General features: G+C 58.7%; 29 protein-coding genes. 12 read left to right on the top strand and 17 right to left on the bottom strand.

Annotation, left to right across the window (positions count from 1 at the left end; genetic code table 11):
* The 4 genes from NW805_RS09495 to NW805_RS09480 form a co-directional block, all read left to right on the top strand.
* A protein-coding gene (locus NW805_RS09495) for an IS5-like element ISSoc13 family transposase (RefSeq protein ID WP_414422345.1) occupies positions 1-698 on the top strand; the annotation gives its coding sequence in 2 pieces (ribosomal slippage) (positions 1-274 and positions 274-698; 699 coding nt annotated over the 2 pieces). This gene is flagged as partial in the annotation.
* 251 nt (positions 699-949) lie between these two features.
* The gene (locus tag NW805_RS09490; RefSeq protein WP_414356544.1) at positions 950-1,504 is read left to right on the top strand and encodes a sigma-70 family RNA polymerase sigma factor; all 555 of its coding nucleotides are present in this window, start codon (positions 950-952) and stop codon (positions 1,502-1,504) included.
* Positions 1,501-1,851, top strand: coding sequence for a hypothetical protein (locus NW805_RS09485; protein WP_414422344.1), 351 nt, complete (start codon positions 1,501-1,503; stop codon positions 1,849-1,851). The genes NW805_RS09490 and NW805_RS09485 overlap by 4 nt, the downstream gene beginning before the upstream one ends.
* 109 nt (positions 1,852-1,960) lie before the next feature.
* Entirely contained in the window at positions 1,961-2,383 is a 423-nt protein-coding gene (locus NW805_RS09480; RefSeq protein WP_414343944.1) for a Spy/CpxP family protein refolding chaperone, read from the top strand.
* A gap of 157 nt (positions 2,384-2,540) precedes the next feature.
* Here NW805_RS09480 and xth read toward each other — a convergent pair whose 3' ends face one another.
* The 3 genes from xth to sfsA form a co-directional block, all read right to left on the bottom strand.
* The gene (gene xth / locus NW805_RS09475; protein WP_414381004.1) at positions 2,541-3,326 is read right to left on the bottom strand and encodes an exodeoxyribonuclease III; all 786 of its coding nucleotides are present in this window, start codon (positions 3,324-3,326) and stop codon (positions 2,541-2,543) included.
* 12 nt (positions 3,327-3,338) lie between these two features.
* A complete protein-coding gene (locus NW805_RS09470) occupies positions 3,339-4,598 on the bottom strand; it encodes a GTP cyclohydrolase II (RefSeq protein ID WP_414422343.1) in 1,260 nt (419 codons plus the stop codon).
* A gap of 98 nt (positions 4,599-4,696) precedes the next feature.
* Entirely contained in the window at positions 4,697-5,416 is a 720-nt protein-coding gene (gene sfsA, locus NW805_RS09465; protein ID WP_414422342.1) for a DNA/RNA nuclease SfsA, read from the bottom strand.
* A gap of 304 nt (positions 5,417-5,720) precedes the next feature.
* Here sfsA and NW805_RS09460 point away from each other — a divergent pair, with 304 nt between their 5' ends.
* Positions 5,721-6,323, top strand: coding sequence for an NYN domain-containing protein (locus NW805_RS09460; protein WP_414332504.1), 603 nt, complete (start codon positions 5,721-5,723; stop codon positions 6,321-6,323).
* 46 nt (positions 6,324-6,369) lie between these two features.
* Here the strand turns inward: NW805_RS09460 and cbiE are convergent, their stop codons facing one another.
* From cbiE to NW805_RS09445, 3 genes are read right to left on the bottom strand one after another with little or no spacing between them, the layout of a single operon-like run.
* Positions 6,370-7,629, bottom strand: a complete 1,260-nt coding sequence (gene cbiE / locus NW805_RS09455; RefSeq protein ID WP_414416313.1) for a precorrin-6y C5,15-methyltransferase (decarboxylating) subunit CbiE — start codon at positions 7,627-7,629, stop codon at positions 6,370-6,372.
* Positions 7,630-8,181, bottom strand: a complete 552-nt coding sequence (locus tag NW805_RS09450; RefSeq protein ID WP_414422341.1) for a hypothetical protein — start codon at positions 8,179-8,181, stop codon at positions 7,630-7,632.
* A gap of 33 nt (positions 8,182-8,214) precedes the next feature.
* A complete protein-coding gene (locus NW805_RS09445; RefSeq protein WP_414341560.1) occupies positions 8,215-8,868 on the bottom strand; it encodes a cobalt-precorrin-8X methylmutase in 654 nt (217 codons plus the stop codon).
* A gap of 99 nt (positions 8,869-8,967) precedes the next feature.
* Between NW805_RS09445 and NW805_RS09440 the strand changes: the two genes are divergently transcribed.
* Positions 8,968-10,074, top strand: coding sequence for an alpha/beta fold hydrolase (locus NW805_RS09440; RefSeq protein WP_414422340.1), 1,107 nt, complete (start codon positions 8,968-8,970; stop codon positions 10,072-10,074).
* A gap of 138 nt (positions 10,075-10,212) precedes the next feature.
* Here the strand turns inward: NW805_RS09440 and NW805_RS09435 are convergent, their stop codons facing one another.
* On the bottom strand, positions 10,213-10,860 hold the full coding sequence (locus NW805_RS09435; RefSeq protein ID WP_011431889.1) for a flavin prenyltransferase UbiX: 648 nt from the start codon (positions 10,858-10,860) through the stop codon (positions 10,213-10,215).
* A gap of 166 nt (positions 10,861-11,026) precedes the next feature.
* Positions 11,027-11,557, bottom strand: a complete 531-nt coding sequence (locus NW805_RS09430; RefSeq protein WP_238376845.1) for a hypothetical protein — start codon at positions 11,555-11,557, stop codon at positions 11,027-11,029.
* A gap of 191 nt (positions 11,558-11,748) precedes the next feature.
* On the opposite strand from NW805_RS09430, the gene NW805_RS09425 reads away from it, so the two are divergent.
* The 4 genes from NW805_RS09425 to NW805_RS09410 all read left to right on the top strand — a co-directional run bounded on the left by NW805_RS09425 (position 11,749) and on the right by NW805_RS09410 (position 15,882).
* Complete coding sequence (locus tag NW805_RS09425; RefSeq protein ID WP_414422339.1) at positions 11,749-11,883, top strand: hypothetical protein; 135 nt, start codon at positions 11,749-11,751, stop codon at positions 11,881-11,883.
* A 75-nt stretch (positions 11,884-11,958) separates the two neighbouring features.
* Complete coding sequence (locus NW805_RS09420) at positions 11,959-12,213, top strand: DUF751 family protein (RefSeq protein ID WP_414356569.1); 255 nt, start codon at positions 11,959-11,961, stop codon at positions 12,211-12,213.
* 238 nt (positions 12,214-12,451) lie between these two features.
* Positions 12,452-13,987, top strand: a complete 1,536-nt coding sequence (locus NW805_RS09415; RefSeq protein WP_414422338.1) for a site-2 protease family protein — start codon at positions 12,452-12,454, stop codon at positions 13,985-13,987.
* A 44-nt stretch (positions 13,988-14,031) separates the two neighbouring features.
* A complete protein-coding gene (locus tag NW805_RS09410) occupies positions 14,032-15,882 on the top strand; it encodes an aspartate kinase (protein WP_414422337.1) in 1,851 nt (616 codons plus the stop codon).
* 6 nt (positions 15,883-15,888) lie between these two features.
* Here NW805_RS09410 and psbA read toward each other — a convergent pair whose 3' ends face one another.
* Both psbA and carB read right to left on the bottom strand, forming a co-directional pair.
* On the bottom strand, positions 15,889-16,944 hold the full coding sequence (gene psbA / locus NW805_RS09405) for a photosystem II q(b) protein (protein WP_414357732.1): 1,056 nt from the start codon (positions 16,942-16,944) through the stop codon (positions 15,889-15,891).
* Positions 16,945-17,280: 336 nt separating this feature from the next.
* Positions 17,281-20,496 (bottom strand): carbamoyl-phosphate synthase large subunit, encoded by a 3,216-nt coding sequence (gene carB / locus NW805_RS09400; protein ID WP_414408243.1) that lies wholly within the window; start codon positions 20,494-20,496, stop codon positions 17,281-17,283.
* A gap of 279 nt (positions 20,497-20,775) precedes the next feature.
* Between carB and NW805_RS09395 the strand changes: the two genes are divergently transcribed.
* On the top strand, positions 20,776-21,009 hold the full coding sequence (locus NW805_RS09395) for a FitA-like ribbon-helix-helix domain-containing protein (RefSeq protein ID WP_071818136.1): 234 nt from the start codon (positions 20,776-20,778) through the stop codon (positions 21,007-21,009).
* Positions 20,993-21,418: a type II toxin-antitoxin system VapC family toxin gene (locus NW805_RS09390; protein WP_414348624.1), complete on the top strand. Its 426-nt coding sequence runs from the start codon at positions 20,993-20,995 to the stop codon at positions 21,416-21,418. Before NW805_RS09395 ends, NW805_RS09390 begins: the two co-directional genes overlap by 17 nt.
* Here NW805_RS09390 and NW805_RS09385 read toward each other — a convergent pair.
* The 7 genes from NW805_RS09385 to NW805_RS09355 are packed head-to-tail and all read right to left on the bottom strand — an operon-like array spanning position 21,413 to position 25,373.
* Positions 21,413-22,093, bottom strand: a complete 681-nt coding sequence (locus tag NW805_RS09385; RefSeq protein WP_414422336.1) for a Na(+)/H(+) antiporter subunit B — start codon at positions 22,091-22,093, stop codon at positions 21,413-21,415. The two genes, NW805_RS09390 and NW805_RS09385, sit on opposite strands and share 6 nt — an antisense overlap.
* Positions 22,090-22,611: a DUF4040 domain-containing protein gene (locus NW805_RS09380; protein WP_414329833.1), complete on the bottom strand. Its 522-nt coding sequence runs from the start codon at positions 22,609-22,611 to the stop codon at positions 22,090-22,092. The genes NW805_RS09385 and NW805_RS09380 overlap by 4 nt, the downstream gene beginning before the upstream one ends.
* A 9-nt stretch (positions 22,612-22,620) precedes the next feature.
* Positions 22,621-22,902 carry a monovalent cation/H(+) antiporter subunit G gene (locus NW805_RS09375; RefSeq protein ID WP_011431879.1) on the bottom strand — a complete coding sequence of 94 codons (282 nt, stop codon included), beginning with the start codon at positions 22,900-22,902 and terminating at the stop codon, positions 22,621-22,623.
* A gap of 19 nt (positions 22,903-22,921) precedes the next feature.
* Entirely contained in the window at positions 22,922-23,173 is a 252-nt protein-coding gene (locus tag NW805_RS09370) for a hypothetical protein (RefSeq protein ID WP_414422335.1), read from the bottom strand.
* Entirely contained in the window at positions 23,170-23,574 is a 405-nt protein-coding gene (locus tag NW805_RS09365) for a Na+/H+ antiporter subunit E (protein WP_041436089.1), read from the bottom strand. Before NW805_RS09365 ends, NW805_RS09370 begins: the two co-directional genes overlap by 4 nt.
* Positions 23,558-25,018 carry a cation:proton antiporter gene (locus NW805_RS09360; RefSeq protein ID WP_414422334.1) on the bottom strand — a complete coding sequence of 487 codons (1,461 nt, stop codon included), beginning with the start codon at positions 25,016-25,018 and terminating at the stop codon, positions 23,558-23,560. Before NW805_RS09360 ends, NW805_RS09365 begins: the two co-directional genes overlap by 17 nt.
* Positions 25,011-25,373 carry a cation:proton antiporter subunit C gene (locus tag NW805_RS09355; RefSeq protein ID WP_414341900.1) on the bottom strand — a complete coding sequence of 121 codons (363 nt, stop codon included), beginning with the start codon at positions 25,371-25,373 and terminating at the stop codon, positions 25,011-25,013. The genes NW805_RS09360 and NW805_RS09355 overlap by 8 nt, the downstream gene beginning before the upstream one ends.
* Positions 25,374-25,624: the final 251 nt, after the last annotated feature.

Below are 25,624 nucleotides of genomic sequence, written 5' to 3'. Positions count from 1 at the left end.
GCTTTTTTACAGACAGAAGAGAGAGTTAACATTGGGAAAGAAGCAAACTGCAAACAGTTTATTGAAGCAGTTCTTTGGATAGCCCGTTCCGGTGCTCCTTGGCGCTACCTCCCAGAAGGATATGGCAAATGGTACACCATCTATCAAAGATTCCACCGGTGGAGTCGTTTTGGAGTGTGGGAACGGATGTTCAAGTATTTTATTGACGACCCTGATTTAGAGCATCTCATTATTGATTCAACCATGGTTCGAGCGCACTCCTGTGCTGCCGGAAAAAAGGGGAGCAAGCTTTGGGGAGAAGCCGAGGCGGATACAGCACCAAGATTCATGTGAGTGTAGATGGGTTGGGAAATCCGCTGGAATTGAGAATAACTGGCGGAGAAAAGAGCGATATTACTCAAGGGGAAGAATTGATAGAGGGCTGGCAGAGAAAGGATACCAAAGTAATTGGGGATAAAGGATATGATGCGGATAAGTTGATTGAGAAGATAGGGGAAGCTCAAGCGGTTATTCCGCCTAAAAGGAATAGAAAGACGCAGCGGCATTATGACAAGCATCTGTATAAAGAGAGGCATTTAATCGAATGCTTTTTTCATAAGTTAAAGCAGTACCGGCATCTATTTTCTCGTTTTGACAAATTGGCCAGGAACTTCTTGAGTTTTCTCTATCTCGTCAGTGCTCTCTTTTGGCTCAAATGAAAGATCAACACAACCTAGGACACTGCACCCACACCTAAAACATTGGTCGCGTCGTCGCGTCAGCGCTGCGGAGCAATAATGCATGGGGCCATAAGGCTTTTCTCGTATAGCCCAGGCGTCTCACTCTAGCCTAAACGACCATATCTTGCTTGGCGGGAAGTGGAGGGCCATCGTAGACAGGGATCCTTTGAACCTTTTGGGGGCATTGGGAGTCAGACAAAGCAAGGTTGAGAACAAGGGAGCGTCCTCTCGTGCAGGCGGCAAAGGATACATCCGATTGGGAGCTGATCCAGCGCTGCCTCAACGGCGACAGCCAGAGCTTTCGCCAACTCTACCGCAAATACCAGCAGTCGGTACGGAATATCCTCTATCCCTTGTGTGGAGCCGATCTTTTGGATGACCTGGTACAGGAAGTGTTTATTCGTGCCTGGAAAGGGTTGCCTCGGTTTCGCGGCTCGGCCCAGTTTTCCACTTGGCTGTATCGCATCTGCTGGAATGTGGCCTCAGATCAGCGACGGCGCTGCGCCCGGCAACACTCCCAAACCCAAAACCTGGCCCTCGGATCGGATATCGCTCACCCTGGCCCCGACCTGATGCACTTGCACTACCAACAGGCTCTACAGCAAAGCATGGCTCAGCTTAGCCCTGAACACAGAATGGTTCTGATTCTGCACGACCTAGAAGATCTGCCCCAGAAAGAAATCGCCGAGATTTTAGGGATCCCGGTGGGAACGGTGAAGTCCCGGCTGTTTCACGCCCGTGCCACCATCCGTCAACACCTACTTCAGGAGGGCATTACCCCATGAGTGAGCACCCCAACCCCCTAGCAGACGAGCGGCTGCGCCACTTTTTGCGTCAATATCGCCCCCTCCCTCCCCCTGCGGCCTCTGGGCTGGAGGAGCAGATCCTTCAAGTTGTGGCGACTCATCCACTTCATGGCCGGCTCAAGCACCCTTGGCGTTGGGTTGGCATCTCCCTTTTGGCGGGCGCTTTGCTGGGCTGGATTGGCTATCAGCGCTGGCAGGTACAGGTGGTGGCCCAGGAGACCGAAGCCCTAGAAAGTTTTTTGGTGAGCACTTGGGGAAGCTTGCTGAGCCCAGAGGGAACAGAAACCGAAACTTGGTGGATAGAACGCGATCCAGCGGGATCCTAAATCCATCAGCCTCACGAATATCCCCCTTCATTGACCATTACACCGCTGAGACTTCTGAGACCTTGGTCAGATTCTTGGTCAGATTCTTAGAAAAAGCCTGCAGAGAACCATGAGAAATGCTTGGATTTGGATCCCCATTTTGCCACTCTACCTGGGATCCCTGGGTGAACCGGTGATGGGCCAACCCCGCCCCCTGCGAATGATGGATTTGCGCCGCCCCTTTGCTCGCAATTTGCGGGAGCTGAACCTCTCCGACGAGCAGTTGCGGCAATTGCAGCAGATCCGCCACCGCAAACAGGAAGAGTTGTTGGAGCGCATTTTGGAGTTGAGGGCAGCCCGCGGTCGATTGCGGGAGTTGCTGGTCGGCGATGCCCCTGAGTCAGAAGTGGCAGCTCAATTTCAGCGGGTACAACAGCTAAGCCAAGAAGTAAATGCCAAACGTTTTGAGGCAGTTCTGGAAATGCGACAGGTCCTCAGCTCAGAACAGCGGCAACACCTGCTGAAAATTCTCGAAGAGGCCGCTCCATTTTAATTGGATGGCTGGTTGGTATGAGCTGTTATGGTCATTTAAACAGGAATGAAACATTTCCGCCTGGCTCCCCTCTTCCTCTGAGAGAAGGGGTGAAGGCAGTGGCAGGGAGCGTTTGGGGAGTGTCTCAACCTAGCTTGAAATGACTATAACAAGGCGCTTAAATATCCAGGGCAACAATGACAGGGGCATGATCGCTGGGTTTTTCGGCCCGCCGTGGCTCAACATCGATCCAGCAAGCGGTGGCTTTCTCCTGTAGCTCACGAGACAGATAATGATGATCAATGCGCCAGCCGCGATTCCTTTGAAACCCCCCCGAGCGATAGTCCCACCAGCTAAAATGGCCGGGATCTGGGGTGAACCTGCGAAACGCATCTTCAAACCCTAAAGCCAGGATCTCCCGCAGGGCTTGTCGCTCCGGTTCGGAAGCCATGATTTCTCCCGCTTTTTGGGGATCATAAATATCCCGATCTTCCAGGGCAATGTTAAAGTCCCCGCAGAGCAGGATGGGATCCCCTTGGCTCAGGGCAACGGCGAGGTAATCCTTCAGCGTGGCCAGCCAGCGCAATTTGTAGGCATATTTTTCCGATCCCACCTCAGCACCGTTGGGCACATAAAGGTTGAGGATACGGATCCCGCGGTAGATGGCGCTCATCAGCCGCTTTTGCTCGTCCAAATCTGCCGCCGAAGGCAGCAGCGCACCAAACCCCCGTTCTACTTTTTCCGGGGGATCCCGGCTGATCAGAGCCACACCGTTGTAGGACTTTTGCCCGTAGACCTCCACATGAAAGCCCCGCTCCTGAAAGGCCGCCCGGGGAAAGTCTTCATCCACCACCTTAGTCTCCTGCAGGCAGAGCACATCCAGGGATCCCTGGCTGTCCAGCCAAGCCAAAACCTGAGGCAGCCGGGTGCGAATGGAGTTGACATTCCAGGTAGCCACTTGCATGAGGGATCCCGCTCACTCCACCAAGGCCCTTCCTCGGATTTGGGCCAGCCGCTCCGCATCCAGCACCTCCCCCTCGGTGTAGTAGCCGGCAGCTTTTTTGGCCTCGATCTCCACACGGGCATCCGCCGGGATCAGCTCTTCTGGGATGGGCACCCGCTGCAGAACCTCAATGCCGGAGTTGGTGATGGCTCGATACTTGAGGTCGCTCATGGAAATCAGGCGATCGATTCGGGTTATGCCCAGCCAATGGAGCACATCCGGCATCAACTCCTGAAACCGGATGTCTTGCACCCCTGCCACACACTCGGTACGGGTGAAGTAGGCATCGGCCCGATCCCCTCCTTCCTGGCGCTTGCGGGCGTTGTAGACCAAAAATTTGGTCACCTCCCCCAAGGCGCGGCCTTCTTTGCGCAGGTACACGATCACCCCGGCTCCACCGGCCTGGGCCGTCTTAACGCATTCCTCAATGCCATGCACCAGGTAGGGGCGGCAGGTGCAAATATCCGAGCCAAACACATCGGAACCATTGCATTCGTCGTGAACCCGCACCGCCAGGGGCAAAGCCGGGTCGGTGATGGCGGCCACTTGCCCGATGATGTACACCGTCTGGCCACCGATGGGCGGCAAAAACACCGATAGGTCTGGGCGAGTCACCAATTCTGGAAACATGCCTCCCGTCTGCTCGAAGAGGGTGCGGCGCAGCAGGCTTTCGCTCACCTGCAATCGTTTGGCGATCCCCGGCAGGTACCAGACCGGCTCGATTGCGGCTTTGGTGACCACCAGGCTGCCATTGTCTTTGAGGATCCGGCCATCCACCCGCAACCGCCCTTTGTTGACCGCCTCCTGCAGTTCGGGCATGTGGATGTGGGCCTGAGTAATGGCAATAGTAGGGCGAATATCGTAGCCCTGGGCATAGAGGGGGGCAAAGACTTCTCCCACAACCGCTCCCCAGGGATCCAAAGACACAATCCGGTCTGGATCTCCCCAGCTTGGGTGAGGGCCAATCGACACCACCGGGGCAGTATTGGTTAAATCGGCGCGGTGATCCGCCTGCAAAGAGCCACTGGCCACAGCCAATGCCCGATAGACAGCGTAGGCTCCCGAATGAGTGCCGATGACATTGCGATGGGCAAGATTGGTCAGGCTACCCACCACCGGCCCCCGCTGCAGTGGATCCAAGGATCCCCAGCGAATCGGCTGGGCTTGCGTCCCATAAGGGGAGGGATGGGAGGTGAGAACAATGTGATGAGGACGGGAGGAAGGTTCGCTCATGGTCCTCAAATGCCTGGGAAATGGAAGAATCTGGAGAAAACAGAATTATAGGCGATCCCCAGCCGTTTCCAGAGAGCCTGACCCTTCTTTTGGGGTGCCTAGACAACGATTTTGGCCAAACCCAAGGGGCGGATCCCTGCCGGCGAAACCTCGACCCGATAGGGCAACATCTCTACCCCGACCTGCAGGGCCTCACGAAACAGACGGGCATAGCGGGGATCCCGTTCTTCGCCGGGGGCAAACTCGGTGCAATCGGCGCGATTGATCCAGTACATCAGCAGGGCACGCTGACCCTGTTGGCGCACCGCGATCAAATCTTCCAGGTGTTTTTGGCCGCGAGTGGTCACCGTATCGGGAAACAGCGCGCAGGATCCCACAGCCCAGGTGGTGTTCTTCACCTCCAGATAGGCCGAGCCAGCGTCTCCTGTCAGCAGAAAGTCGATTTTGCTCTTGCCGCAGGTCACCTCCCGTTGCCGGCGGGAAAATCCTGCCAACTGGGGAAACCACCCTCGCTCCAGCCCCCAGTCCACCAGGCGATTGGGCAAGCTGGTGTTGATCCCCACCCATACTCCATCCACCTGGATCATCTCCCAGGTGTAGGCCAGTTTCCGTTTCGGCTCTGGGTGATGGGAGAGGTACACAGGTGCCCCCACCTGACAGACCCCACTCATCGGCCCCGTGTTGGGGCAATGGGCGATGATCTGTTGCCCGTTTTCCAGCTCCACATCGGCCAAAAACCGCTTGTAGCGGCTGCGCAGCACCCCTCTGTGCAAGGGGCTCGAAAAGCGGTAAGGCACCGGCCCATCCCTGCACTCCATCCGCAAAGCCTCTCCTTATCGTAGGTATTTTTTCTTTAGGATTTTGGAAATCTTCTCCGGGGATCGTCTCTCCTGCGCTAGGGTGAATCATGTGTCCCAAGGCTTGGGGCAGCCTTTTACGGCTTTTTCCGACTTCATGGGAATTCTGCAGATCACTCTGGGAAGCAGTAAGATCCCTATCGCACAAGAGAGGCGTCTGCATTAGCTGTAGTCAGTGCTGCCGGAAAGAGCTGTATTGGCGATTAAACCCATTTAACACCTCTTTTTTCTGCCCTTTTGTCAAAACTTGGAGAAGAAAACCCGAATGCTGCGTCTTGATCCTGATCCCGGCTTTCAGCCTGCGGATCCCTTGCAGGACAACCGTGGGCGTGTGGCCATATTCATCGACGGATCCAATCTGTTCTATGCCGCTCTGCAACTGGGCATTGAGATCGACTACACCCGCCTGCTGAAGACGCTGAGTGGTCGGTCGCCCCTTTTGCGCTCTTTTTTCTACACCGGCGTCGATCGCAACAACGAAAAGCAGCAGGGGTTTTTGCTCTGGATGCGCCGCAATGGCTACCGCGTGGTTACCAAAGAGCTAACCCAGTTGCCCGATGGATCCAAGAGAGCCAACCTGGATGTGGAAATTGCCGTGGATATGCTGTCGCTGGTGCGCTGGTATGAGACGGCTGTGCTGGTGAGCGGTGATGGGGACTTGGCCTACGCGGTCAATGCCGTCAGCTACCAAGGGGCGCGAGTGGAGGTGGTTAGCCTGCGTTCCATGACCAGCGATCAACTGATCAACTTGGCGGATCGCTACATCGACCTGGAATCCATCAAAGACCAAATCAAGAAGACCAACCGTCCCTCCTCCGCCTACCTGTACCGACCGGGGTTCACCGCCGATGAGGAGGACGAGGGATAACTTTCCCTCCCCCACAGGGAGAAGGGAAAGCAGAGCAACGGGGGGCTTACTGGGCTTTCCAATTTGAAGGGATCCCCTGCAGCAGGTAAACCGGGTTCAGGGGGGCAAAGCGGGTACCCTCGGCCAGGACGGCAGAGCGAGAGATCTGAACGTGATCCACTCGGACTTGCCAGCCGCGCGAACGCAGCCATTGCAGGGCCTCGCTGCAGGTTTCTAGGGTAGCGAAGTTGGCCACCAAGATCCCTCCAGGCCGCAGGCGGGCTTCCACCACCGGCAGCAGGTCGCGGATCCCTTTGCCGCCGCCGCCCAGCACCACCCGATCTGGGTCGGGCAAGTTGGCCAACACTTGGGGGGCTGCCCCCGGGATCACCTGCAGGTTCTCTGGGCCAAAGCGTTGCCGGTTGCGCCGAATCAGACAGATGCCCATGGCGTTGCGCTCGACAGCATAGACCTGGAGCCGAGAAGAGAGGCGGGCTATTTCGATGGCCACCGAGCCGGTGCCGGCACCGATATCCCACACCACGCCCTCTTGGGGGAGCTGCAGGGATCCTAAGGTGAGCAGGCGGATGGGCTGCTTGGTGATCAAGCCGGGCTGGTCGGGAAAGGTGTAGAACTGGTCGTCCGGGATCCCTACCAAAGGCCAGCGATGGGGATCTGGCTCCGGTTCTACCCGTCGCAGCACCACCACGTTGGGGTTGGAGAAGGATGAATTCTGACCTTCCTGGAGGGGCACGATCTGCTCTTGAGGGGATCCCAGTTGACTACAGACCCAGGCTTGGTAACGCACCGGCAGCCGCAGGTCGGCAATGAACTGGGCCAAGACGGTCGGTGTATGCTCCGGATCGGTGAGCACCACGATCACAGGGGATCCCTGCTTGAGAACGGCTTCCAACCGCTCCACTCCCCGCCCGTGCAGGCTGAGGATGGTCGCCTCCTGCCAGGGGATCTGCAGGCGGTTCAGGGCCAGCTGCACCGAGCTCACCTGCGGATAGAAGGCCAACCGCTCCGCTGGGAAATACTCCGTCAACAGCCGCCCGATCCCGAAAAAAAGCGGATCCCCGCTGGCCAACAAAACTAGGGATCCCTGAGCCATCTCCTGCTGCAAAAGCGGGATCCAACTTTCCACCGGCCCGGTGAGCGGGATCTTGCGGGCCGGATGATCGGTAAAGTGCCGGAGCAGATGAGGGGCTCCTGCCAAAACCCTGGCTTGGGAAAGGGGGGGGATCCCCCAGGAAGCCACAGAGCCATCCCCCGCTACCCCTACGACCGCAAGCTGAGGTGACCGCCCAGGTGCTGCCGTAGCCATTTAACGTTCGACAGGTGGGTGGTATTGGCGCATGTGATTGAGAAAATCCAGTCGCAGCTCCGCCACTTCCCGTTGCATTTCCCGCATCTCCCGAATAAAGCTGAGTTGAGCCTCGATCAGGCGGCCATCGCGCTCCCGAAATTGCTCCATCATCATGGCTTGCGCTTCCCTCAGTTCGGCAAACCCAGCCTGCATATCTCGGCGGCACTCCTGTATGGCCACCTCCAGCTCGTCTCCCCGCTCTTCGTTCTGTCGAATCCGCTCCTGGTTCTGTTGGATCAACGCCCTGATCTCCTGGATTTCGGTCTGGAGTTGGGCTTCCATAGCCTGCCGCTCGGCCCGCATTTCGGCCATCTGAGCCTCAAAGCGCTCGGCAGATCGTTGCTGTTCAGCCCGGATCTCGGAGATTTGGGCTGCAAAGCCCTGCCGCATCTCAACCATCTGAGCCTCAAAGCGCTCAGCCGACCGCTGCTGCTCGGCCCGCATCTCTTGGATTTGTTCTTGTTGTTGCTGAAGGTTGCGAATCAGCCACTCCTCTTGTTCTGGGGTCATGGGAAAGGTCTGAAGATATCCCTTCAATTCTAGTCAGTTGGGGATGGGATCCCGTTGAGCTGCCAAGAGAAGGGCATTGACAATGGCAGCAGCAACTGGGGATCCGCCTTTGCGACCCTCCACCCGAATCTGGGGAACATCCGTTTGCGCCAACGCCTGCTTGGCCTCTTCCACCGCTACAAATCCCACCGGCACTCCGATCACCAAAGCCGGCTTGACCCGCTGTGCCCGAATCTCCTCCACCAAAGCCAGCAACGCGGTGGGGGCATTGCCAACGACAAACAGGGCTTCTGGATAGCGGCGTGCCAAGTTCACCATCCCATTGGCGGCGCGGGTTTGACCGGGCCAACGGGGCTCCTCCACCCAGTCCAAAGCACAGTAGAGGGGGATCCCTTGGGCTTTCAGACCTGACTGGATCCCGGCTGCCACCATCCTGACATCGACAATGACAGGCTGCTTTTGCCGTAGGGCTGCCAGGGCGTGTTCAACGGCGTTGGGGCCGAAGAAAAAGCGATCCCGCAGCTCAAAGTCGGCAGTGGCATGAATGGCACGGCGCACCACCTCATAAGGGATCCCTTGCCAGGGGTGGGGGCCAATCTCTTGATCGATCTGGCGGAAGCTGGCAGCAGTGATTGGGTCTACCTGGAAGGCTTCATTCATTGGGTCTGGAGTCAGGGGCACAGTCATGCTGGCATGTCCTAAAGAAGAACCGGTAGCAAAGTAGCTTTGGGCGAGCCGAGAAAACCACTAAGATTGGTCTAGCCTAAATTGGAGATGAGCCTATTGTTGTCACCCACTCCTCCCTTGCACAGACTCAACTCCCATCCTTCCCCTTCTGCTCGGGTCAGCGCCAATTCCGTCGGCAATCCCGGTTTCTCCTCTGTTGATGCGCCCTCCCCTTCCCCAACGGGTAGCGACAGGGATCCCTTGTCGGCTTTGCCTCGCTACGGCTACTCCCAAACCTGGCATTGGCGGGGCTGGCCCATCCATTTCACCTACACCCCCAGTCGCGCCCAAACCCTTGCCGGTGTCGTCAACTTGACGGCAGCTCCGGCCCTTTTAATCCATGGATTTGGAGCGTCAGTGGGTCATTGGCGCCACAACATTCTCCCTCTGGGATCCCAGCGCTCCGTCTATGCCCTCGACTTGCTGGGATTTGGCAAGAGTGCCAAGCCGGAGATTGCCTACAGCGTTGATCTGTGGGTGGAGCAGGTACACGAGTTTTGGCAAACTCACATCCAGCAGCCCAGCATCCTGGTAGGCCATTCCATCGGGGGCTTGGTGGGAGTCATTGCCGCCGCCCGCTATCCCCAGATGGTGAAGGGCCTGTGCTTGATTAGCTGCGCCGATGGGCCCCATCCGGAAGAATTGCCCTCTCCCTGGGATGCTCTGGTGCGAGCCCTCTGCGAAGGGATTCTGTCGTTGCTGGGGTGCCCCCTCACTTATCCCCACCTCTTCAACTGGCTGCGACAAACCGAGGTGCTACGAGCTTGGATCAAGAATGTCTACAAGCGGGATGAGCAGGTGGATGAGGAGCTGGTGCAGATCTTCCAGAGGCCGGCCTTTGAGCCAGGGGCAGCCCACGTGTTTTTGGATAGTCTGAGGGCCATTCTCTGCCGCCGCTTCGACAGCCCCAAACGCCTGCTGCCCACTCTAAAAATGCCTATCTTGCTACTTTGGGGCCGAGAAGATCCGGCAGTGCCCAGTTTTTTGGCAGACCAATTTAAGCGCTGGCAACCTGCCCTCGCCTTGGTGAAGCTGCCGGGAGTAGGCCACTGTGCCCACGACGAGTTGCCCCACTGGGTCAACACCCTCATCGGCGAATGGGCGGCCAGTCTGGAGACCTGCCCTGACTTGCCCACCCACCTTCGGCGGGATCCCCTAGTCAGCTAGTTCAGCAAGTTACCAACGACCAACTTCCCTCCTCCTTGGGAGAGGGGCTGGGAGTGAGGGGCATCAACATGGGACACTCCCCAGACTGAAGTACTCCCAAGCCAGATCCAAGCTTCCCACCGGGAAAAGGGATCCCGCTCAGAGATCAGGGGGCAGCTTGAGGATCTGATGCTGGCGCATCCCCTGCCAGCGACGAATGAGATCGCCATCAATACCGAACTGATCCAACGCCTTCACCACCACAAAATCCACCAAATCTAGGATGGTACGCGGCTGGTGGTACCAAGCTGGAATGGCCGGAACAATGCGCGCCCCCGCTTCTGCCAGAGTGGTCAAGTTGCGCAGGTGGATCAGGCTAAAGGGGGTTTCCCGCGGCACCACCACCAAGCGTCGTCCCTCCTTGAGCTGCACATCAGCAGCCCGCTCCAGCAGATCCGAGCTCAAGCCGGCAGCCAACTTGGCAACTGTACCCATGCTGCACGGGATCACCAACATCCCCTGCGTGCGATAGGAGCCACTGGCAATGGTTGCCCCCACATCCTGCCAGCGATGACAAACTAGGGATCCACCGCTGCTCTCGGCTTGCTGTCGCCAAAAGTGGGCCTGCTTGCGGGGGTCTGTCGGCAGCAGCACCCCTTGTTCTCCCTGCCACACCTGATAGGCCGCTTTGGAGGCCACCACTTCGACGCGGTAGTCCAGGCTGAGCAGAACATGCAGAGCGCGCACAGCATAGAGCATCCCTGAAGCGCCTGATACGCCAAGGATGATGGGCAGAGAGGATGTCAAGGGCCGCTGGGGAACGTCTTCTGCTCAAGTCTAGCGAGGGGAGCCGTCCCTCGCCTGCTCAGGAGATCCCTAACCCACCGCTCCAAAAGACTTGCACAACGCGGGATAAAAATGCTCCTGGCACAGGTTGAAGGCAGCGCTCAAGCCCCAGTCTGACTCTTCTCTGTTAGGTCTGCAGATTTTGCCGCCCGTTGCGGATCACCCGCAAGGACTCCACCAACCGCAACTCCAAGTCTTGCAACACCTGATCCACGTAACGGTGGGCCTCCCGCTGCAGGCGCTCCGATTCCTGCAGTGTCTGTCGCCGCACCTCCTCACTATGTTGATAGGCTTGTTGCAATAACTGCTCCGCCTGAGCTTGGGCCTGTCGCAGAATCGCCGATTCGTTGAGGAGCTGCTCAGCCCTACGTTGGGCCGCGGCCACAATTTCTTGGGCGTAGCGATTGGCCTCTGCCAAGATCCGATCCCGCTGGCGCAGCAGTTCCTCCGCTTCCTCCAGGGCTGTCGGCAGGTTCAGGCGGATAAAGTCTAACTGCTCCAGAATCTTTTCCTCTTCAATAAGGGTGCGAGACCAAAACAGGCGAGGGCTACTGAGAATGGCTGCCTCCAATTGATCCAGGGCCTCCTGGACGCGCATCAGAGCCAGGGTCTGATCCCCAAAGGGTACGCCGGCACGATTGGAAGGATCAGAGGGCAATTCTCGCATCAGTCTATGAAGAGGGGAGGCTGCACTGAGCAAAAGAGCAGATCAGGCAGGATAACGCCTACCATATCAGGTTCTCGGTTTCCTGAATCTGCGCAGTCTCCCCTTCGCTCCAACCCCTCTTTGGTCAAGGAGATGTTCTTTCTGATACTCAAATATGGCAGATTTTCCCCCTTGCAGAGGCTATGAGCCAAGCGGCAGAGGCCGGCGCCGGTCAGTTGGTGCCACAGCCGTTGTTTTATCCATTGGAGCTGAAGTTGCCCGGCTGCAAAAAGAGCGCCAACGGAAGTTCGTTTTTTGAGTTGCTGCCAATTCCCTGAAGATGGCCAAGCTCCGGGTGGTTGACAGCAACCTGTGGCACACTGAGGAGAAAGGAGTTAGAGCCCGAGCTGCTCATGCCACAGCCGCAGCCCCCCCGCAGACTGGAAGACCAATTTGTGGAGAATGTCTCCCGTTACCCCACCTACTTTATTACCGTTTTGCTGGGGGGGATCTGGGCCGGCCTCCAGCCTTTTGTTAGCCTGTATCGCAAAAGTCCAACAGCGGCGGCCATGGTGACGCTGGGATCCCTGCTGTTGCTGCTGTTTGTTTATTTCACCCTGCGAGGCATGACAGGGAATACCTTTTTGCCAGAATGGCTGCTGGGTTAGCCGTACAGTGGACGCCGGAAGCAGAGGCACGCCTCAAGGAGATTCCTTTTTTCGCCCCGCCGCCCGCAAGAAAAGCGAAAAGCTCGCCCGGAAATTGGGGATCCAGCAGATACGGTGGACACCTCTGAGCAGGCCACGCAACAATTGGGCTCTTGAGGGATCCCGGCTGCAAGCTGTAGCGAGGGGATTGGATTTGCCGCTAGCTTGGTAGAGGTGTTCTCCTCCGTTTTTTGAACTCATGGCAGATTGGATCCTGTTGGCGCTGGTGGGTTCTGCAACCTACCTGCTGCTGCAAAAAAGTGTGGCCCGTCTCTCAAAGGTGCCGTGGCGGATCCTGTGGCTGGTGATGATGCTGCCCCCTTTGGTCTGGGTGCTGGGGCGTCAGGTGTTTCAGTACGAATTGCCTCCCTTGCTGATGCTGCTGCTGTTTCTCACCTCCTACTTTACCAGCATGACCTTGGTGAGACGAGGGGGCATTCGACCCCCAACCGTAGACCCTCGGCCCGAAGTGGAAAACGCATCCCCAGAAGCGGATCCCTCGCCGGCTGGGGAACCTGAGCCAGAGGAAGAGGAGGAAGACGGCGCCGCAGATCCGGTCTCGCTGGCTCTTGCCCACACCCCCATCTCCGAAGTGCCGCGAGAGAAGCTGAGCCATTGCTTCCCCTGGAACGTCTTTTATTTGCAAAATGTGGAGTACCGCCCCCAGGCGATCATCTGCCGGGGCAACTTGCGGGCGGATCCCAGTGAAGCCTATGAGCGGGTGCAGCAAAACGTGGAAACCACTTTCGGCAAACGCTTTTTGGTGGTGCTGCAGGAGGGGTTTGCCGGTAAGCCCTTTTTTGCCTTGGTGCCCAACCCGGCGGCGCGGCGCTCCCTGGCGGACAGTCGAGAGTTCCCGCTGCTGGCTCTGGGGTTATTGCTGTTCACCTTCTGGACCACCCTCAGTGCTGGGGCCCAAGCGGCTGGGGTCAGCCCTGACCGGCTACTGCATTTGCCCTCTCTGATGCAAGGGTTGCCTTATGCTCTAGGGATCCTTGCCATTTTGGGATCCCATGAGTGGACTCGCTACTGGGTGGCCCGCCGCCACCACATCCAAACCTCGCTGCCCTATTTCATTCCGGTGCCTTTTGTTCTGGGAACCTTTGGGGCGTTTATCCAGTTGAAAGAGCCGGTGCCCAACCGCAAGGTGTTGTTTGATATCGCCGTCGCCGGGCCGCTGGCAGGGAGCCTTGTTGCTTTGGGCATGTTGTTGCTGGGGCTGGTGTTTTCGGCGCCTGCAGATCCTCCCGCGGTGCCCGAGGGGCAGCCGACCCCGATTAGTTTTCATCGCATTGACCCGCGCCTATCGGTGCTGCTGGCAATTCTGGCCCGCATGGTGCTGGGGGATCAGTTGCAGCCGGGGCAGGTGATCGATCTGCACCCGCTGGCCTTTGCCGGCTGGCTGGGGCTGGTGGTGATCGCGTTTAACCTGATGCCGGTGGGCCAACTGGATGGAGGGCACATTGTCCACGCAGTGTATGGACAGCAGATGGGAGCGAATGTTGGCCGGGTAGCCCGCTGGTTGGTGTTGCTGCTGGCTTTGACGGTGCAGCCTTGGCTGTTGCTCTGGGCGCTGCTGCTGTTTGTGATTTCCAGTGCCGACGAGCCGGCCCTCAACGATGTGACGGAACTGGACGAGGCCCGAGATCTGCTGGGGCTGGGGATGCTCACGCTGCTGGTGCTGATCCTGCTGCCGGTGCCGCCGTTTTTGCAAAATGGGCTGGGCTTGGCCTAGATCCGGGGTAGGATCCAAACCGCCCCTGACCTCGTTCTTCTCTCATGGAACGCAGCTTAATCGTTCAAAAGTACGGCGGTACCTCTGTCGGCTCTGTCGAGCGTATCCAAGCCGTGGCCCAACGGGTGGCCCACACGGTGAAGGCAGGGCATCGGGTGGTGGTGGTGGTCTCGGCGATGGGGGATGAAACCGATCGCCTTGTGGATCTGGGGGAACAGATATTGCAGGGATCCCCGACCACGCCGGCTCAGTTGCGGGAATGGGATATGCTCCTTTCCACCGGTGAGCAGGTGAGCATTGCCCTGGTGGCCTTGGCGCTGCAACGCCTGGGGTGTCCTGCCCTTTCCATGACGGCAGCCCAGGTGGGCATTGTCACCACTCGGGATCACAGCCGAGCCCGCATTTTGCACATCCACACCGACCGCCTGTGGCAGCACCTGGAGCGGGGAGAGGTGGTGGTGGTGGCCGGGTTTCAGGGCATCACCAGCCCCTCGGAGCTGGAGATCACCACCCTGGGTCGGGGGGGATCCGACACCACGGCGGTGGCCTTGGCCGTGGCCTTGGGGGCAGAGCTGTGCGAGATCTACACCGATGTGCCGGGGATCTTCACCGCGGATCCGCGTAAGGTGCCTGAGGCTAGGCTGTTGCCGGAGATCACCAGCGATGAAATGCTGGAGCTGGCCAGCCTGGGGGCGCAGGTGCTGCATCCCCGCTCGGTGGAGATTGCCCGCAACTACGGTGTGAAGCTGCGGGTGCGCTCCAGCTTGGAGCCGTTGCAGGCGGGATGCGAGGGCACTCTCATTCTTTCTCCTCCCCCCCGTCCTCGTGCTGCCGACAGCAGTATCGAGCTGGGCCTGGCGGTGGATACGGTGGAGCTGGATCGGGATCAGGCCAAGTTGGTGTTGGTGGGGGTGCCGGATCGCCCTGGCATTGCCGCCCAGCTCTTTCAGGGGATCGCGGCGGCAGGGGTGAATGTGGATTTGATTTTGCAGTCGCTCCAGTTCACAGCCTCTTGCGCCAGCGGGACGGACTCCTTACCGCAGGGATCCGTGCCCCAGCCCACCAATGACATTGCCTTTACGGTCAGTCGGTCGCAGGTGGCCGAGGCTGCAGCCGTTGCCCGGCGGATTGGCCAAGAGCTGCAGTGTGCAGCGGTGATTGTGGATGAGGCGGTGGCCAAAGTCAGCATTGCCGGGGTGGGGATGATGGGCCGACCTGGGATCGCGGCGCAAATGTTCCAGGTGCTGGCCGAGGCCGGGATCAATTTGCAGATGATCTCCATGTCCGAGATCAAGGTGAGCTGTGTGGTGGCTGCGGAGCGGGCCGGTGATGCCGCCTTGGCTCTGGGAGAGTCGTTCCAGGTGATCCCCCACTTGCATCGGGCAAAGATGCCGCCTGCCCCTCAAGACAGCCACCCGGTACGCGGTGTTGCCTTGGATTTGAAGCAATCGCGGCTGGGCCTTCGCAAAGTGCCGGATCGTCCGGGAACTGCCGCCCATTTGTTCGGGCGCTTGGCGGCTGCCGGGATCATCGTGGACACCATCATCCAAAGCCAGCGGGGCTACCACAACGGGATCCCCAGTACCGACATTGCCTTTACCGTGCCTCAGGATCAAGCGATGGCTGCTGAGGCAGTCTGCCGGCAGGTGGCCGAAGAGCTCCAGGCGGCAGGAGTTGACGCGGATCACGACATTGCCAAGGTCAGCATTGTCGGCGCCGAGATGGAAACCTACCCTGGCGTGGCTGCTCGCCTGTTTGCAGCCCTAGCCGAAGCCGGAATCAACATCGAGATGATCGCCACCTCGGAGATCAAGGTGAGCTGTGTAGTGCGCCGGGATCGAGGGATCCCGGCCTTGCAAGCTATTCACCGCGCTTTCCGGCTGGACTGCCCCTAGCCTGCCTTAGGGTTGAGCCGCCAGCAGCAAGGGAAAATGATGGGCGTTGGGGGCGTGCATCACCTGGATCCCCAGATTGGCGCGGTTGAGGAGATCGGCGTAGGTGGGGATGAAGCGGCCCTGGCTGTCCAGGATGGACTGGTTGAAGTTCAAGCCGTTCAAGTTAAAGGCCATTATGCCGATACCTATTGCCGCCGCCCAAATCCCCACTGTGGGCAGGGCCGCCATCCAGAAGTGGACAGAACGGCTGTTTCTCAGGCCCAGGCCGGGGAACCCCAGCCGCCCCAAGAACGCGTAGTGCCCGGCCAGGAAGTTGTAGGTGACTTCCTCCTGCCCGAAGCGGTAGCCGGCATTTTGTGACTCTTCTTCCGAGGTCTCGCGGATTAGGCTGGAGATCACCAGGGAGCCGTGCAGGGAGGCCAGCAGAGCGCCGCCAAAGACGCCGGCCACCCCCAGCCAGCTAGCAGGGTGCATGAGGATATTGTGCTCCGCCTGGAAAGCCAGCATGAAGTAGAAGGTGCCGGCGATCCCCAGGGGCAAGCCTTCCGAGAAACTGCCCTGGCCGATGGGGTAGACCAAGAGCACTGCCGTAGCCGCCGCCGCCGGAGCGGAAAACGCCACCGCAATCCAGGGACGCATGCCCAAGCGATAGCTCAGCTCCCATTGCCGGCCCAGATAGCACCACACCCCGATCAGGAAATGGAGCACGATCAGTTGGTAGGGGCCGCCGTTGTAGAGCCATTCATCCAAAGAAGCGGCTTCCCAAATGGGATAAAAGTGCAAGCCGATGGCCGCCGACGTGGGCACCACCGCCGCCGAGATGAGATTGTTCCCCCCTATCAAAGAGCCGATCACCGGCTCGCGGATCCCATCCACATCCACCGGCGGAGCAGCAACAAAAGCGATTACAAAACAAAAGGCAGCCGCCAACAAGGTCGGGATCATCAACACGCCAAACCAGCCGATGTACAGCCGGTTTTCGGTGCTGGTTATCCATTGACAAAAGCCATTCCAACTCCAGAGCTGCCGTGCAGCCGAGGAGCGGCGAACTACAGTACTCATAGGCCAACTCCTGGTAAAGACAAGAGCATTCTTCGTCGGCTTCCGGGAACGGGGTAAAAGTCTTCTTCGCCGACCGCTAAAAGCATCCTCTCCTTTCAGGCTAGACAGTTTTAGGGATGCCGACAGGGATCCCTAACTTCCGCAACGGGAATGTGAAAAAAATGGATTTGTCGATACAAATCAGCACCGATATGTTGCAATTTGGAGGTCTTTGAGAGCTTCCCGGCGAAGGTCGGTCACTGGCAGTTGATGGCAGCCAAGCTTGAGCAGACGTTTCTTAAGGATAGGTTTAGGAAAGAGGTGCCGTCCGGGACCTGCTTTTTTTCCTCCAGAATCCTAGACAGAGAAAAAATCCTGCAAGCACTTCACCTGCAGGGATCCCGACTGCAAAGCACGGATGGCAGCCGCAGTGGCTTTGGCTCCTGCCAGGGTTGTCACCAGAGGGATCTTGTAGGCCAGGGCAGTGCGGCGGATCTTTTGGCCATCTTGCTGCGCCTCGACACCGGAAGGGGTGTTGATAATGAGCTGAATCTGGTGATTTTTGATGGCGTCGATGACGTGGGGCCGCCCCTCGTGCAGCTTGAGGACTTTATCCACCGGGATCCCGTGCTCGGCTAAAACTTTTTGGGTTCCTTCGGTGGCCAACAGGCGAAAGCCCAGCCCCACAAACTCGCGGGCTACCGGGATGACCGCCTGTTTATCCCGGTCGCTGACGCTAATGAACACCGTCCCCTGGAGAGGCAGATTCTGCCCCGCCGCCAGTTGGGCTTTGGCGTAAGCGCGGCCAAAGTCCGTGTCAATGCCCATCACCTCACCGGTGGAGCGCATCTCCGGCCCCAGCAGCGTGTCGGTGCCGGGAAACTTGTGGAAGGGCAAAACCGCTTCTTTGACGGCAATGTGGGAGGGGATCACCTCCTGGGTAAAGCCCAGCTCGGCTAGGGTTTTGCCGCTCATCACTTGAGCGGCGTAGTCTGCCAGCGGATGGCCGATGGCCTTGCTGACAAAGGGGACGGTGCGGGAGGCGCGCGGATTGGCCTCCAGGATATAGACCTGGCCTTTTTGGACGGCGTATTGCACGTTGATCAGGCCCACCACCTTCAGAGCTTGGGCCAACTTCACCGTCCACTCGCGGATCACCCGCAGCACCTCGGGGCTGAGGGTGCGGCTGGGCAATACACAGGCCGAATCGCCCGAGTGGATCCCGGCCTGCTCGATGTGCTCCAGAATGCCGCCGATGGTAACAGCGCCGGTGCGGTCGGCAATGGCATCCACATCCACCTCCACCGCCTCTTCCAGGAACTGATCCACCAGCACCGGACGATCCGGATCCACCGCCACCGCCAGTTGCATGTAGCGCTGCAGGTCTTGGTCGGAATAGACGATCTCCATGGCTCGTCCCCCCAAGACGTAGCTGGGCCGCACCACCACCGGATAGCCGATGCGGCGGGCAATTTCCAAGCTTTCTTCCACGCTGCGGGCAATGCCGTTGGCCGGTTGGCGAATATCCAACTCCCGCAAGATGCGCTCGAAGCGCCCCCGATCCTCGGCAATGTCGATGGAGTCGGGGGAAGTTCCCCAGATGGGAGCCTGGGCTGCTGCCAGCCCCTGCGCCAGCTTGAGGGGAGTTTGGCCGCCAAATTGCACGATCAGGCCGACCGGCTGCTCAGCATCCACCAAGTTCATCACCTCTTCATGGGTGAGCGGCTCAAAATAGAGGCGATCAGCGGTGTCGTAGTCGGTGGAAACGGTTTCCGGGTTGGAGTTGACCATGATCGCTTCGTAACCCAGGCGGCTGAGGGCAAAGGCAGCATGACAACAGCAGTAGTCGAATTCGATCCCCTGGCCGATGCGGTTGGGGCCACCTCCCAAGATCATCACCTTCTCTTTGCGGGCTGGGAAAATCTCCGACTCGCTCTCGTAGGTAGAGTACTGGTAGGGGGTAGCAGCCTCAAATTCGGCGGCGCAGGTATCTACAGTTTTGTAGGTGGGGATCACCCCCAGGCTTTTGCGGCAGGCCCGCACCTGATGTTCCGTGGATCCAGTGAGGTGGGCAATTTGTCGGTCGCTGAAGCCCATTTGCTTGAGGTGTCTCAAGTCGTCAGCGCTCAGGGATCCCAGCTCCCGCCCCTTGAGGGCTTGCTCCACCTCCACCAACTCCTGTAGCTTGTCGATAAACCAGGGATCGATGTGGGTGAGTTGGGCAATCTCCTGGGCAGAAAAGCCCATGAGCAGAGCGGTGCGGATGGTGAGCAGGCGGAAGGGGTTGGGGGTGCGCAGGTTGGCCCGCACTTCCTCCGGCTTGGGGAAAACCTCCGGCCTATCGCTGCCAAAACCGGGACGGTCGATTTCCAAAGAGCGCAGGGCCTTCTGGATGGATTCTTGAAAAGTGCGGCCAATGGCCATCGCCTCCCCCACCGATTTCATCTGGGTGGTGAGAACCGGCTCTGCGCCGGGAAACTTTTCAAAGGCAAAGCGGGGGATCTTAGTGACCACATAGTCGATGGTGGGCTCGAAGCTGGCCGGGGTTTTGCGGGTGATGTCGTTGGGGATCTCCGGCAGCGTGTAGCCCACTGCCAATTTGGCGGCAATTTTGGCGATGGGAAAGCCGGTGGCCTTGCTGGCCAAAGCAGAAGAGCGGGAGACCCGCGGGTTCATCTCGATCACCCGCACCTCACCGTTGGCAGGGTTGACGGCAAATTGCACGTTGGATCCCCCCGTTTCCACCCCAATTTCCCGCATGATGGCGATGGCGTAGTCCCGCAGCCGCTGGTATTCTTTGTCGGTGAGGGTTTGGGCTGGGGCCACGGTGATGGAGTCGCCGGTGTGCACCCCCATCGGGTCGATGTTTTCTATGGAGCAGATGATCACCACGTTATCCGCCAGATCCCGCATCACCTCCAGCTCAAACTCTTTCCAGCCGATGACCGATTCTTCCACCAAGATTTGGGAAACGGGGCTGGCCTCCAAGCCGGCAGCGCAGATCTCTTCAAACTCCTCCTGGTTGTAAGCCACCCCACCACCGGTGCCCCCCAGGGTATAGGCCGGGCGGATGATGAGGGGATAGCCGATCTCCTGGGCAATCTGCTTGGCTTCTTCCAGGGTGTGGGCCAGGCCAGAGCGGGGCACGGCCAAGCCAATCCGCTGCATGGCTTGCTTGAAGAGATCCCGGTCTTCGGCTTTTTCAATGGCCTCCCGCTTGGCCCCAATCAACTCCACCCCGTACTGCTCCAGGATCCCTTGCTGGGCCAGTTGCACCGCCACGTTGAGGGCCGTCTGGCCGCCCATGGTGGGCAGCAAAGCATCAGGGCGCTCCCGCTCGATGATTTTGGCCACAAAGTCCACCGTCACCGGCTCGATGTAGGTGCGCTCCGCCATACTGGGATCCGTCATGATGGTGGCGGGGTTAGAGTTGACCAAAACGACCTCATAGCCCTCTTCCCGCAGGGCTTTGCAGGCTTGGGTGCCCGAGTAGTCGAATTCGCAGGCTTGGCCAATGACGATCGGCCCCGCTCCAATGAGCAAGATTTTGTGGATATCGGTGCGGCGCGGCATAGGGATCCCACCAGGTGGCAGAGTCAGCCTTCTATTGTAGAGGTCACCTGCAGGTCAAGTTGCTCATCGGGATCCCTCTTTTTTGAGTGTCGCGCTTTCAAAGGCTATGCACAGCAGGCAGAGCTTGGATCCCTGGCAGGCAGGAGTTCTCTGGGGCAACCCGCAAAAGGGCAGCTTCTTCATCAGTATCAATAGACGGGAAAACTTGAACTTTAGATGATATCAATGCTATCGTCGCAGCAAAGCCGCCCAGGGATCTGCCGATCGAGGAAACGCTCTATGGCCACGTTAATTGTTCGCAATGTTGACGAAGCCATTGTCAAAGCTCTCAAACAAAGGGCTAGTCGTCACGGCGTTAGTGCAGAGGCCGAACACCGCAAAATCCTAGAGCAAGTCTTACTCCAGCCTGCGAAACAGTCCTTTGCCGAAGTGCTCAGATCGATACCTAACGTTGGCAACGATTCAGACTTTGAGCGGGTGCAAGATAACACTGCCCATGACGTATTTGCTTGACACTAACGTCATCAGTGAGCTGCGCAAACACAGTCAAGCCAACTCCGGGGTTCAAGAATTTCTTCAAACTGCCATTGAGCAAGAGGCCCGCATCTACATCAGCGTGATCACGCTGGGCGAACTCCGCCGAGGCGTTGAACTCATGCGCCATCGCGGCGATCATCTGCAAGCCAACCTTCTGGAGAGGTGGCTGCAAACGGTTGTCGATGACTATGCCGATCACATTCTTGATTTCACAATTACCGAAGCCCAGGTATGGGGAAGCCTGTGCGTACCTCACTCTCAAAATGCGATTGACAAACAACTGGCTGCTACAGCCTTGGTTTACGGACTTACCCTGGTTACTCGCAATGTCCGTGATTTTGCCGGGACAGGGGTACCTCTCATTAACCCATTTAGACCCTCATAACAAGCCGCGGTAGCGAATAAAGATCAAAACTGCCGCCCAGGATCCCAGCGCCACTTTGATCGCCACCAGAATATTGAGAATCGGGATCCAACCGCCGCTAAACAGAGCTCCCAACTCCCCTCTAGGCAATTCCCAGCCGGCCAGAGCCATCACAGCCACCCCGATAAACGCCACCACCGACAGCTTCTCCCACATCGCAGCCCGCCACCGTTTGTAGATGGCCTCCATCCAGGTGGAAGAGGCGGTGATCGCCACCAAGCCAATGGCTGTCCCCCCCACCACCCCGGCAGCAAAGCCTCCGCCCGGCGTCAGGTGCCCTCGAATGGCAAGCTCCACCGCGATCAAAGCCGAAATGGTGGCTCCCACTCGCGCCAACACAATCGAGGGAATATCGGTAAATTGAGCTACATTGGCTGTCGGCTGCTCATCCGCCAGCAGATATTGGGCGCCCAAAATTGCCGTGGAAAACACCACCACTTCAAAGACCGTATCGTAGAGGCGGTTGCGCAGAATGAGACCCGTCACCGTGTTGGGCACACCGCTTTCGCTGGCCAGAATCTCCACTGCCTCGACTAAAGCTACGCCCGCTGCGCGATTGGGGGACACGGATCCCACCTCGCCCACGATGAGCTGTAGGGCTGCCAGCAACACCGCTATCCCATACACCCACTTCATGTTGCCATCACCTCAGTGGCCAGAGCTTGCTGCGCCAAAATGGCCTGCAGGCGGGGCACGCGTGTAACCAGGCGATACTCTGCTGCTTCTCCGGCGGGCTCAAGGGCAATGGTGTGTACCTCCCGGCTGCGAAGAGCAGCCACCAACGCCTCTGAACTCCCATAGGCGGTCAACTCCAAGCGCATGTGGTACCGCTGTAGCCCTTGGCGCATCTGCTGTAACAACTGCCGTGCTGCTGAGGTACTGGCCTCCAGCACAGGGCTGCCTTCGAGAACGCCCAGGCGCATGCTCAGCGAAGAGCGCACCGCAATGGCGTAGAGGGTAATAGAAAGCATGGTGCCCACCAGTGCCTCGGTCAGGGCCACATCCGCCGCCCCAAACAGCGCATAGATCAGGGCGGCAATCGTCCCCAGGATCCCTCGCATTACCAAGGCGTGGTAGGGATTGGTCTGAGTCACCACCAAGCTTGCCGTCAGGGGCAGGAGTAACGCCATCACCAGCAACAGGGTCTCTTCCATCCTGCCCTCCTATAGGGACTTGCGCTGCGAGCAAAACGCCAGCACATAGCCCAGAATGGTATTCCAAATAGCCAGGGAGATCAGTGCCAACACCAACAGGGGCCATTCCCGTGGGATCCGCAACAGCAGCCCCAGCATGATGCTCATAGAGCCCAGGGTGTCCGACACCGAAAGGCCGTGCAGCTTAAATAAAATCGAGCGATCCCCAAGGAGCGGCGCCGTTCCCCACAACCAAAACAGCACACCAATCCCAAACAACAGATAGCTCAGACCTTCCACCCAGACTTCCATACCTACCCCCAGGGCCTTTCTAAAGCATTTCCAGCCGTTTCAGTACATGAGCCAAGAGCATTAAGGCCGCATTGCCCACCGACAAAATCAAAACTCCCACAATCCCGATCATCCAATCATCCCGCACCACCGACACCACCAAAATCAGGATGGCCGTCTTTGTGGCCAAGCTGGCAAAGGCGAGCATCGTCTGCCAAATATCTTCCTTCAGCCAAGCGGCATACAGGGGCAAGCACAGCGTTAGGATCAGGAGAAACAGCAGTAGGTTCACACGTCCTCCCGCGGCTTGAGCACATGGACTTCATAAGTGCCTTGGGCATTGCAATTGAGCACGATGGTTTTGGGCGTGAAGGTAATTAAAAAGATATCCAGAAACACCAGCCCTGCTGAACGGTTGGGCAGGGTTTGTTTGTATACAACTTCCTCAACAGTGTGGGGCTTGAGGATCATCTCGAAGGCTTCCCAGTAGGCTCTTGGGATGGCGAGAAGAATTTCCTGGAGCACTCGCCCCCAATCCCGCCATTGCACCGGTGCGGAAGCCTGGCGCGGCAGCAGCAACGTTGCCGCCACCCCGATGGCCACATTGTCCCAGCTCAGATTGCCCGTCAGCAGAAACCAAATCAAGAGGCGCAGGCCGATCTCCAATAGACCCAACTCAGGGTAGCGTCCCATAGTTCCCTACAGCTAACAGAGCCCAAACCAGCACCAACACTATGCTCAAGCCGCCCACCACTGCTTCCAGCCCTTCGTTCACCGACCCTCCCTTCAAAGGGATCCGCTCCCAAAACCAGCCTAGGGGGATCCCAACGCCCAAACTGAGGAGCGCCTTGAGAAGATTGTCAGCGCCAAAGGCCGCCGGCAGCCAGCCCCAGAGCAAGCCCCCACCCCAAAGCACCAGTGCCACTTTATCTTGCCAAGGAGTTGCAGAGGTGGCGTCCCCCTTCATGGGAGAAGCAGGTGCCCGCAGCACTCGCACGCCTAAACAAGTGGTGCCGACGGTAACCCCCACCAGCAGCCACTCGTGCCAGGGATCCAGAGCAGATAAGCTGAGGGCCTTGGCCGCATACCCCAAACTGCCGGGTACCCCTGCCAGGGAAGCCGTCCCCAAGAGCAGCATCGGCCAACGCCAGGGATGGGTCACGCTTGTTCCAACAAACAGCAAGGGCTTTGCCAACCCATGGGCAAGACCGTACAAACCCGCCCATTGAGGGGCAGCAATCACAAATCCCATCTGCGATACCGAGCTCCAGGCGAGAAGGTGCTGGGGCGTGCTCGCCATCAGGGCCAGTAGGATCCCGAAAACGGCTGAACCAGCGCTCAAGTAGGGCAACCCCTGGGCCAAGACCGGCGAAGCCTCGCTGCAGCGCACCAAAGCCATGGCTCCTGCTTTGGTCGTAAAACCGCTGAGCACCGCCGCAACAACGGGATCCGCGGTAACGTAGGTGAGGGGCAGCCACAGGCCGGCAACGAAGATCGCCCCCTTGGCCAAAAGACCCACAGCAATCAGCGCCAAGGCCGTGGGGTCGGCCATAGCCAAACTGCTCATCGCCAGGGATCCCGTGCGCACATAGACCAGGATTGCGCCCATCAGGTAGAAGAGCATGGCCACATTGCTCATGAAGAGGTAGCGCAGCCCCACCCAGAGCTGGCGTTCGCGGCTCTCCACTGTGGGTTGGCCCTCAGCCCGCCGCCCATAGGTCAGCAGCAAAAACACGCCGATGCTGAGCACCTCCAGGGAAACGTAGACGCTGATCAGGTCGGCACTGATGACGACAGCATTGGCGCTACCGTGCACGATCAGTAGCTGCATGGCCAGAAAGCGGCTGCCCGCAAAGCGTCTATCCAAATACAGCGCCACCCCCAGCGTGACCAGGCCGTGGGCCAAGAGCATCGCTGCTCCATTGGCATCGATCCGCAGCGTCACCCCGAAGTGATCCAAAAGCTGCAGCTCCAAGGGCGCAGCGGTTGTGCCGGGCAAGCCCCCCTGCTGCACCGCATAGGCCACCGTCAGCGCGGCCATCCCCACCAAGCTGGGACGGGTCAGGGCCGGCATCAAGTAGGTTGTGAAGGCCAGCAGAAAGGGCAATGCCACCCACACCAGCGTCAGCTCAGTCATCGGTAAAAGTGCTCTGCGCCCCTGACGCGACTGCCTGTTCGATGCTCTCGACTTCGAGGGTGGGATGATTGCGGGACAGCTTCATCACCCCCACCAACATCAAGGCTTGTACCGATAGGCCAATGACGATGGCCGTGAGGATGATCCCCTGAGGCACCGGGTCGGCATAGTCCAGCTCGCGCCAGGGTTTGTAGATGGGGGTGAACACACCGCTCCGGGCTGCCCAGATCACGAAGAAGGCGATGACCCCGGTGCTCATGACATCCATAGACAGGATCTTCATAATGAGGTTGCGCTTAACCACGACTCCCCAGAAGCCAAGGAAGATCGTGAGGATGACGGCGGCATTTAACATAGACACCTCGCTTGCTGCACTCGAGCTATCCGGTGGCTCAGTCGTCCTAAGGCTACGCCCGCTACGCGACCAGTATCCAGCTTCCGCAGTCACAGCAGCCAGATAGCCTATGGCCGGTTGCAACGCTGCCGGGATCCCCATCTCCCCAGCAAGACCGGGATCCCGAATTCGAAAGAGCTGCAGCTCCCAATGGGCAACTTGCTGCGACTTCTTGCCAGCTCTGGGGCTTGGTGGGATCCTGGTCATACACC

The organism is Synechococcus sp. W60.1, assembly GCF_047461575.1.
In the GTDB taxonomy this organism is placed as follows: Bacteria; Cyanobacteriota; Cyanobacteriia; order Thermostichales; family Thermostichaceae; genus Thermostichus.
The sequence above is the reverse complement of the archived record's forward strand: the minus strand, read 5'-3'. Positions and strand labels throughout refer to the sequence as shown.

Coding starts and splice junctions, on each gene's coding strand:
- NW805_RS09450 (WP_414422341.1), bottom strand. CDS start 8,181: ATGACCCCAGAACAAGAGGAGTGGCTGATTCGCAACCTTCAGCAACAA.
- NW805_RS09425 (WP_414422339.1), top strand. CDS start 11,749: ATGAGCCAAGCGGCAGAGGCCGGCGCCGGTCAGTTGGTGCCACAGCCG.
- NW805_RS09420 (WP_414356569.1), top strand. CDS start 11,959: ATGCCACAGCCGCAGCCCCCCCGCAGACTGGAAGACCAATTTGTGGAG.
- NW805_RS09415 (WP_414422338.1), top strand. CDS start 12,452: ATGGCAGATTGGATCCTGTTGGCGCTGGTGGGTTCTGCAACCTACCTG.
- NW805_RS09470 (WP_414422343.1), bottom strand. CDS start 4,598: ATGAGCGAACCTTCCTCCCGTCCTCATCACATTGTTCTCACCTCCCAT.
- NW805_RS09355 (WP_414341900.1), bottom strand. CDS start 25,373: ATGTTAAATGCCGCCGTCATCCTCACGATCTTCCTTGGCTTCTGGGGA.
- xth (WP_414381004.1), bottom strand. CDS start 3,326: ATGCAAGTGGCTACCTGGAATGTCAACTCCATTCGCACCCGGCTGCCT.
- cbiE (WP_414416313.1), bottom strand. CDS start 7,629: ATGGCTACGGCAGCACCTGGGCGGTCACCTCAGCTTGCGGTCGTAGGG.
- NW805_RS09390 (WP_414348624.1), top strand. CDS start 20,993: ATGACGTATTTGCTTGACACTAACGTCATCAGTGAGCTGCGCAAACAC.
- NW805_RS09360 (WP_414422334.1), bottom strand. CDS start 25,018: ATGACTGAGCTGACGCTGGTGTGGGTGGCATTGCCCTTTCTGCTGGCC.
- NW805_RS09460 (WP_414332504.1), top strand. CDS start 5,721: ATGCTGCGTCTTGATCCTGATCCCGGCTTTCAGCCTGCGGATCCCTTG.
- NW805_RS09365 (WP_041436089.1), bottom strand. CDS start 23,574: ATGGGACGCTACCCTGAGTTGGGTCTATTGGAGATCGGCCTGCGCCTC.
- sfsA (WP_414422342.1), bottom strand. CDS start 5,416: ATGGAGTGCAGGGATGGGCCGGTGCCTTACCGCTTTTCGAGCCCCTTG.
- NW805_RS09485 (WP_414422344.1), top strand. CDS start 1,501: ATGAGTGAGCACCCCAACCCCCTAGCAGACGAGCGGCTGCGCCACTTT.
- NW805_RS09375 (WP_011431879.1), bottom strand. CDS start 22,902: ATGGAAGTCTGGGTGGAAGGTCTGAGCTATCTGTTGTTTGGGATTGGT.
- NW805_RS09480 (WP_414343944.1), top strand. CDS start 1,961: ATGAGAAATGCTTGGATTTGGATCCCCATTTTGCCACTCTACCTGGGA.
- psbA (WP_414357732.1), bottom strand. CDS start 16,944: ATGAGTACTGTAGTTCGCCGCTCCTCGGCTGCACGGCAGCTCTGGAGT.
- NW805_RS09380 (WP_414329833.1), bottom strand. CDS start 22,611: ATGGAAGAGACCCTGTTGCTGGTGATGGCGTTACTCCTGCCCCTGACG.
- carB (WP_414408243.1), bottom strand. CDS start 20,496: ATGCCGCGCCGCACCGATATCCACAAAATCTTGCTCATTGGAGCGGGG.
- NW805_RS09385 (WP_414422336.1), bottom strand. CDS start 22,093: ATGAAGTGGGTGTATGGGATAGCGGTGTTGCTGGCAGCCCTACAGCTC.
- NW805_RS09395 (WP_071818136.1), top strand. CDS start 20,776: ATGGCCACGTTAATTGTTCGCAATGTTGACGAAGCCATTGTCAAAGCT.
- NW805_RS09445 (WP_414341560.1), bottom strand. CDS start 8,868: ATGACTGTGCCCCTGACTCCAGACCCAATGAATGAAGCCTTCCAGGTA.
- NW805_RS09410 (WP_414422337.1), top strand. CDS start 14,032: ATGGAACGCAGCTTAATCGTTCAAAAGTACGGCGGTACCTCTGTCGGC.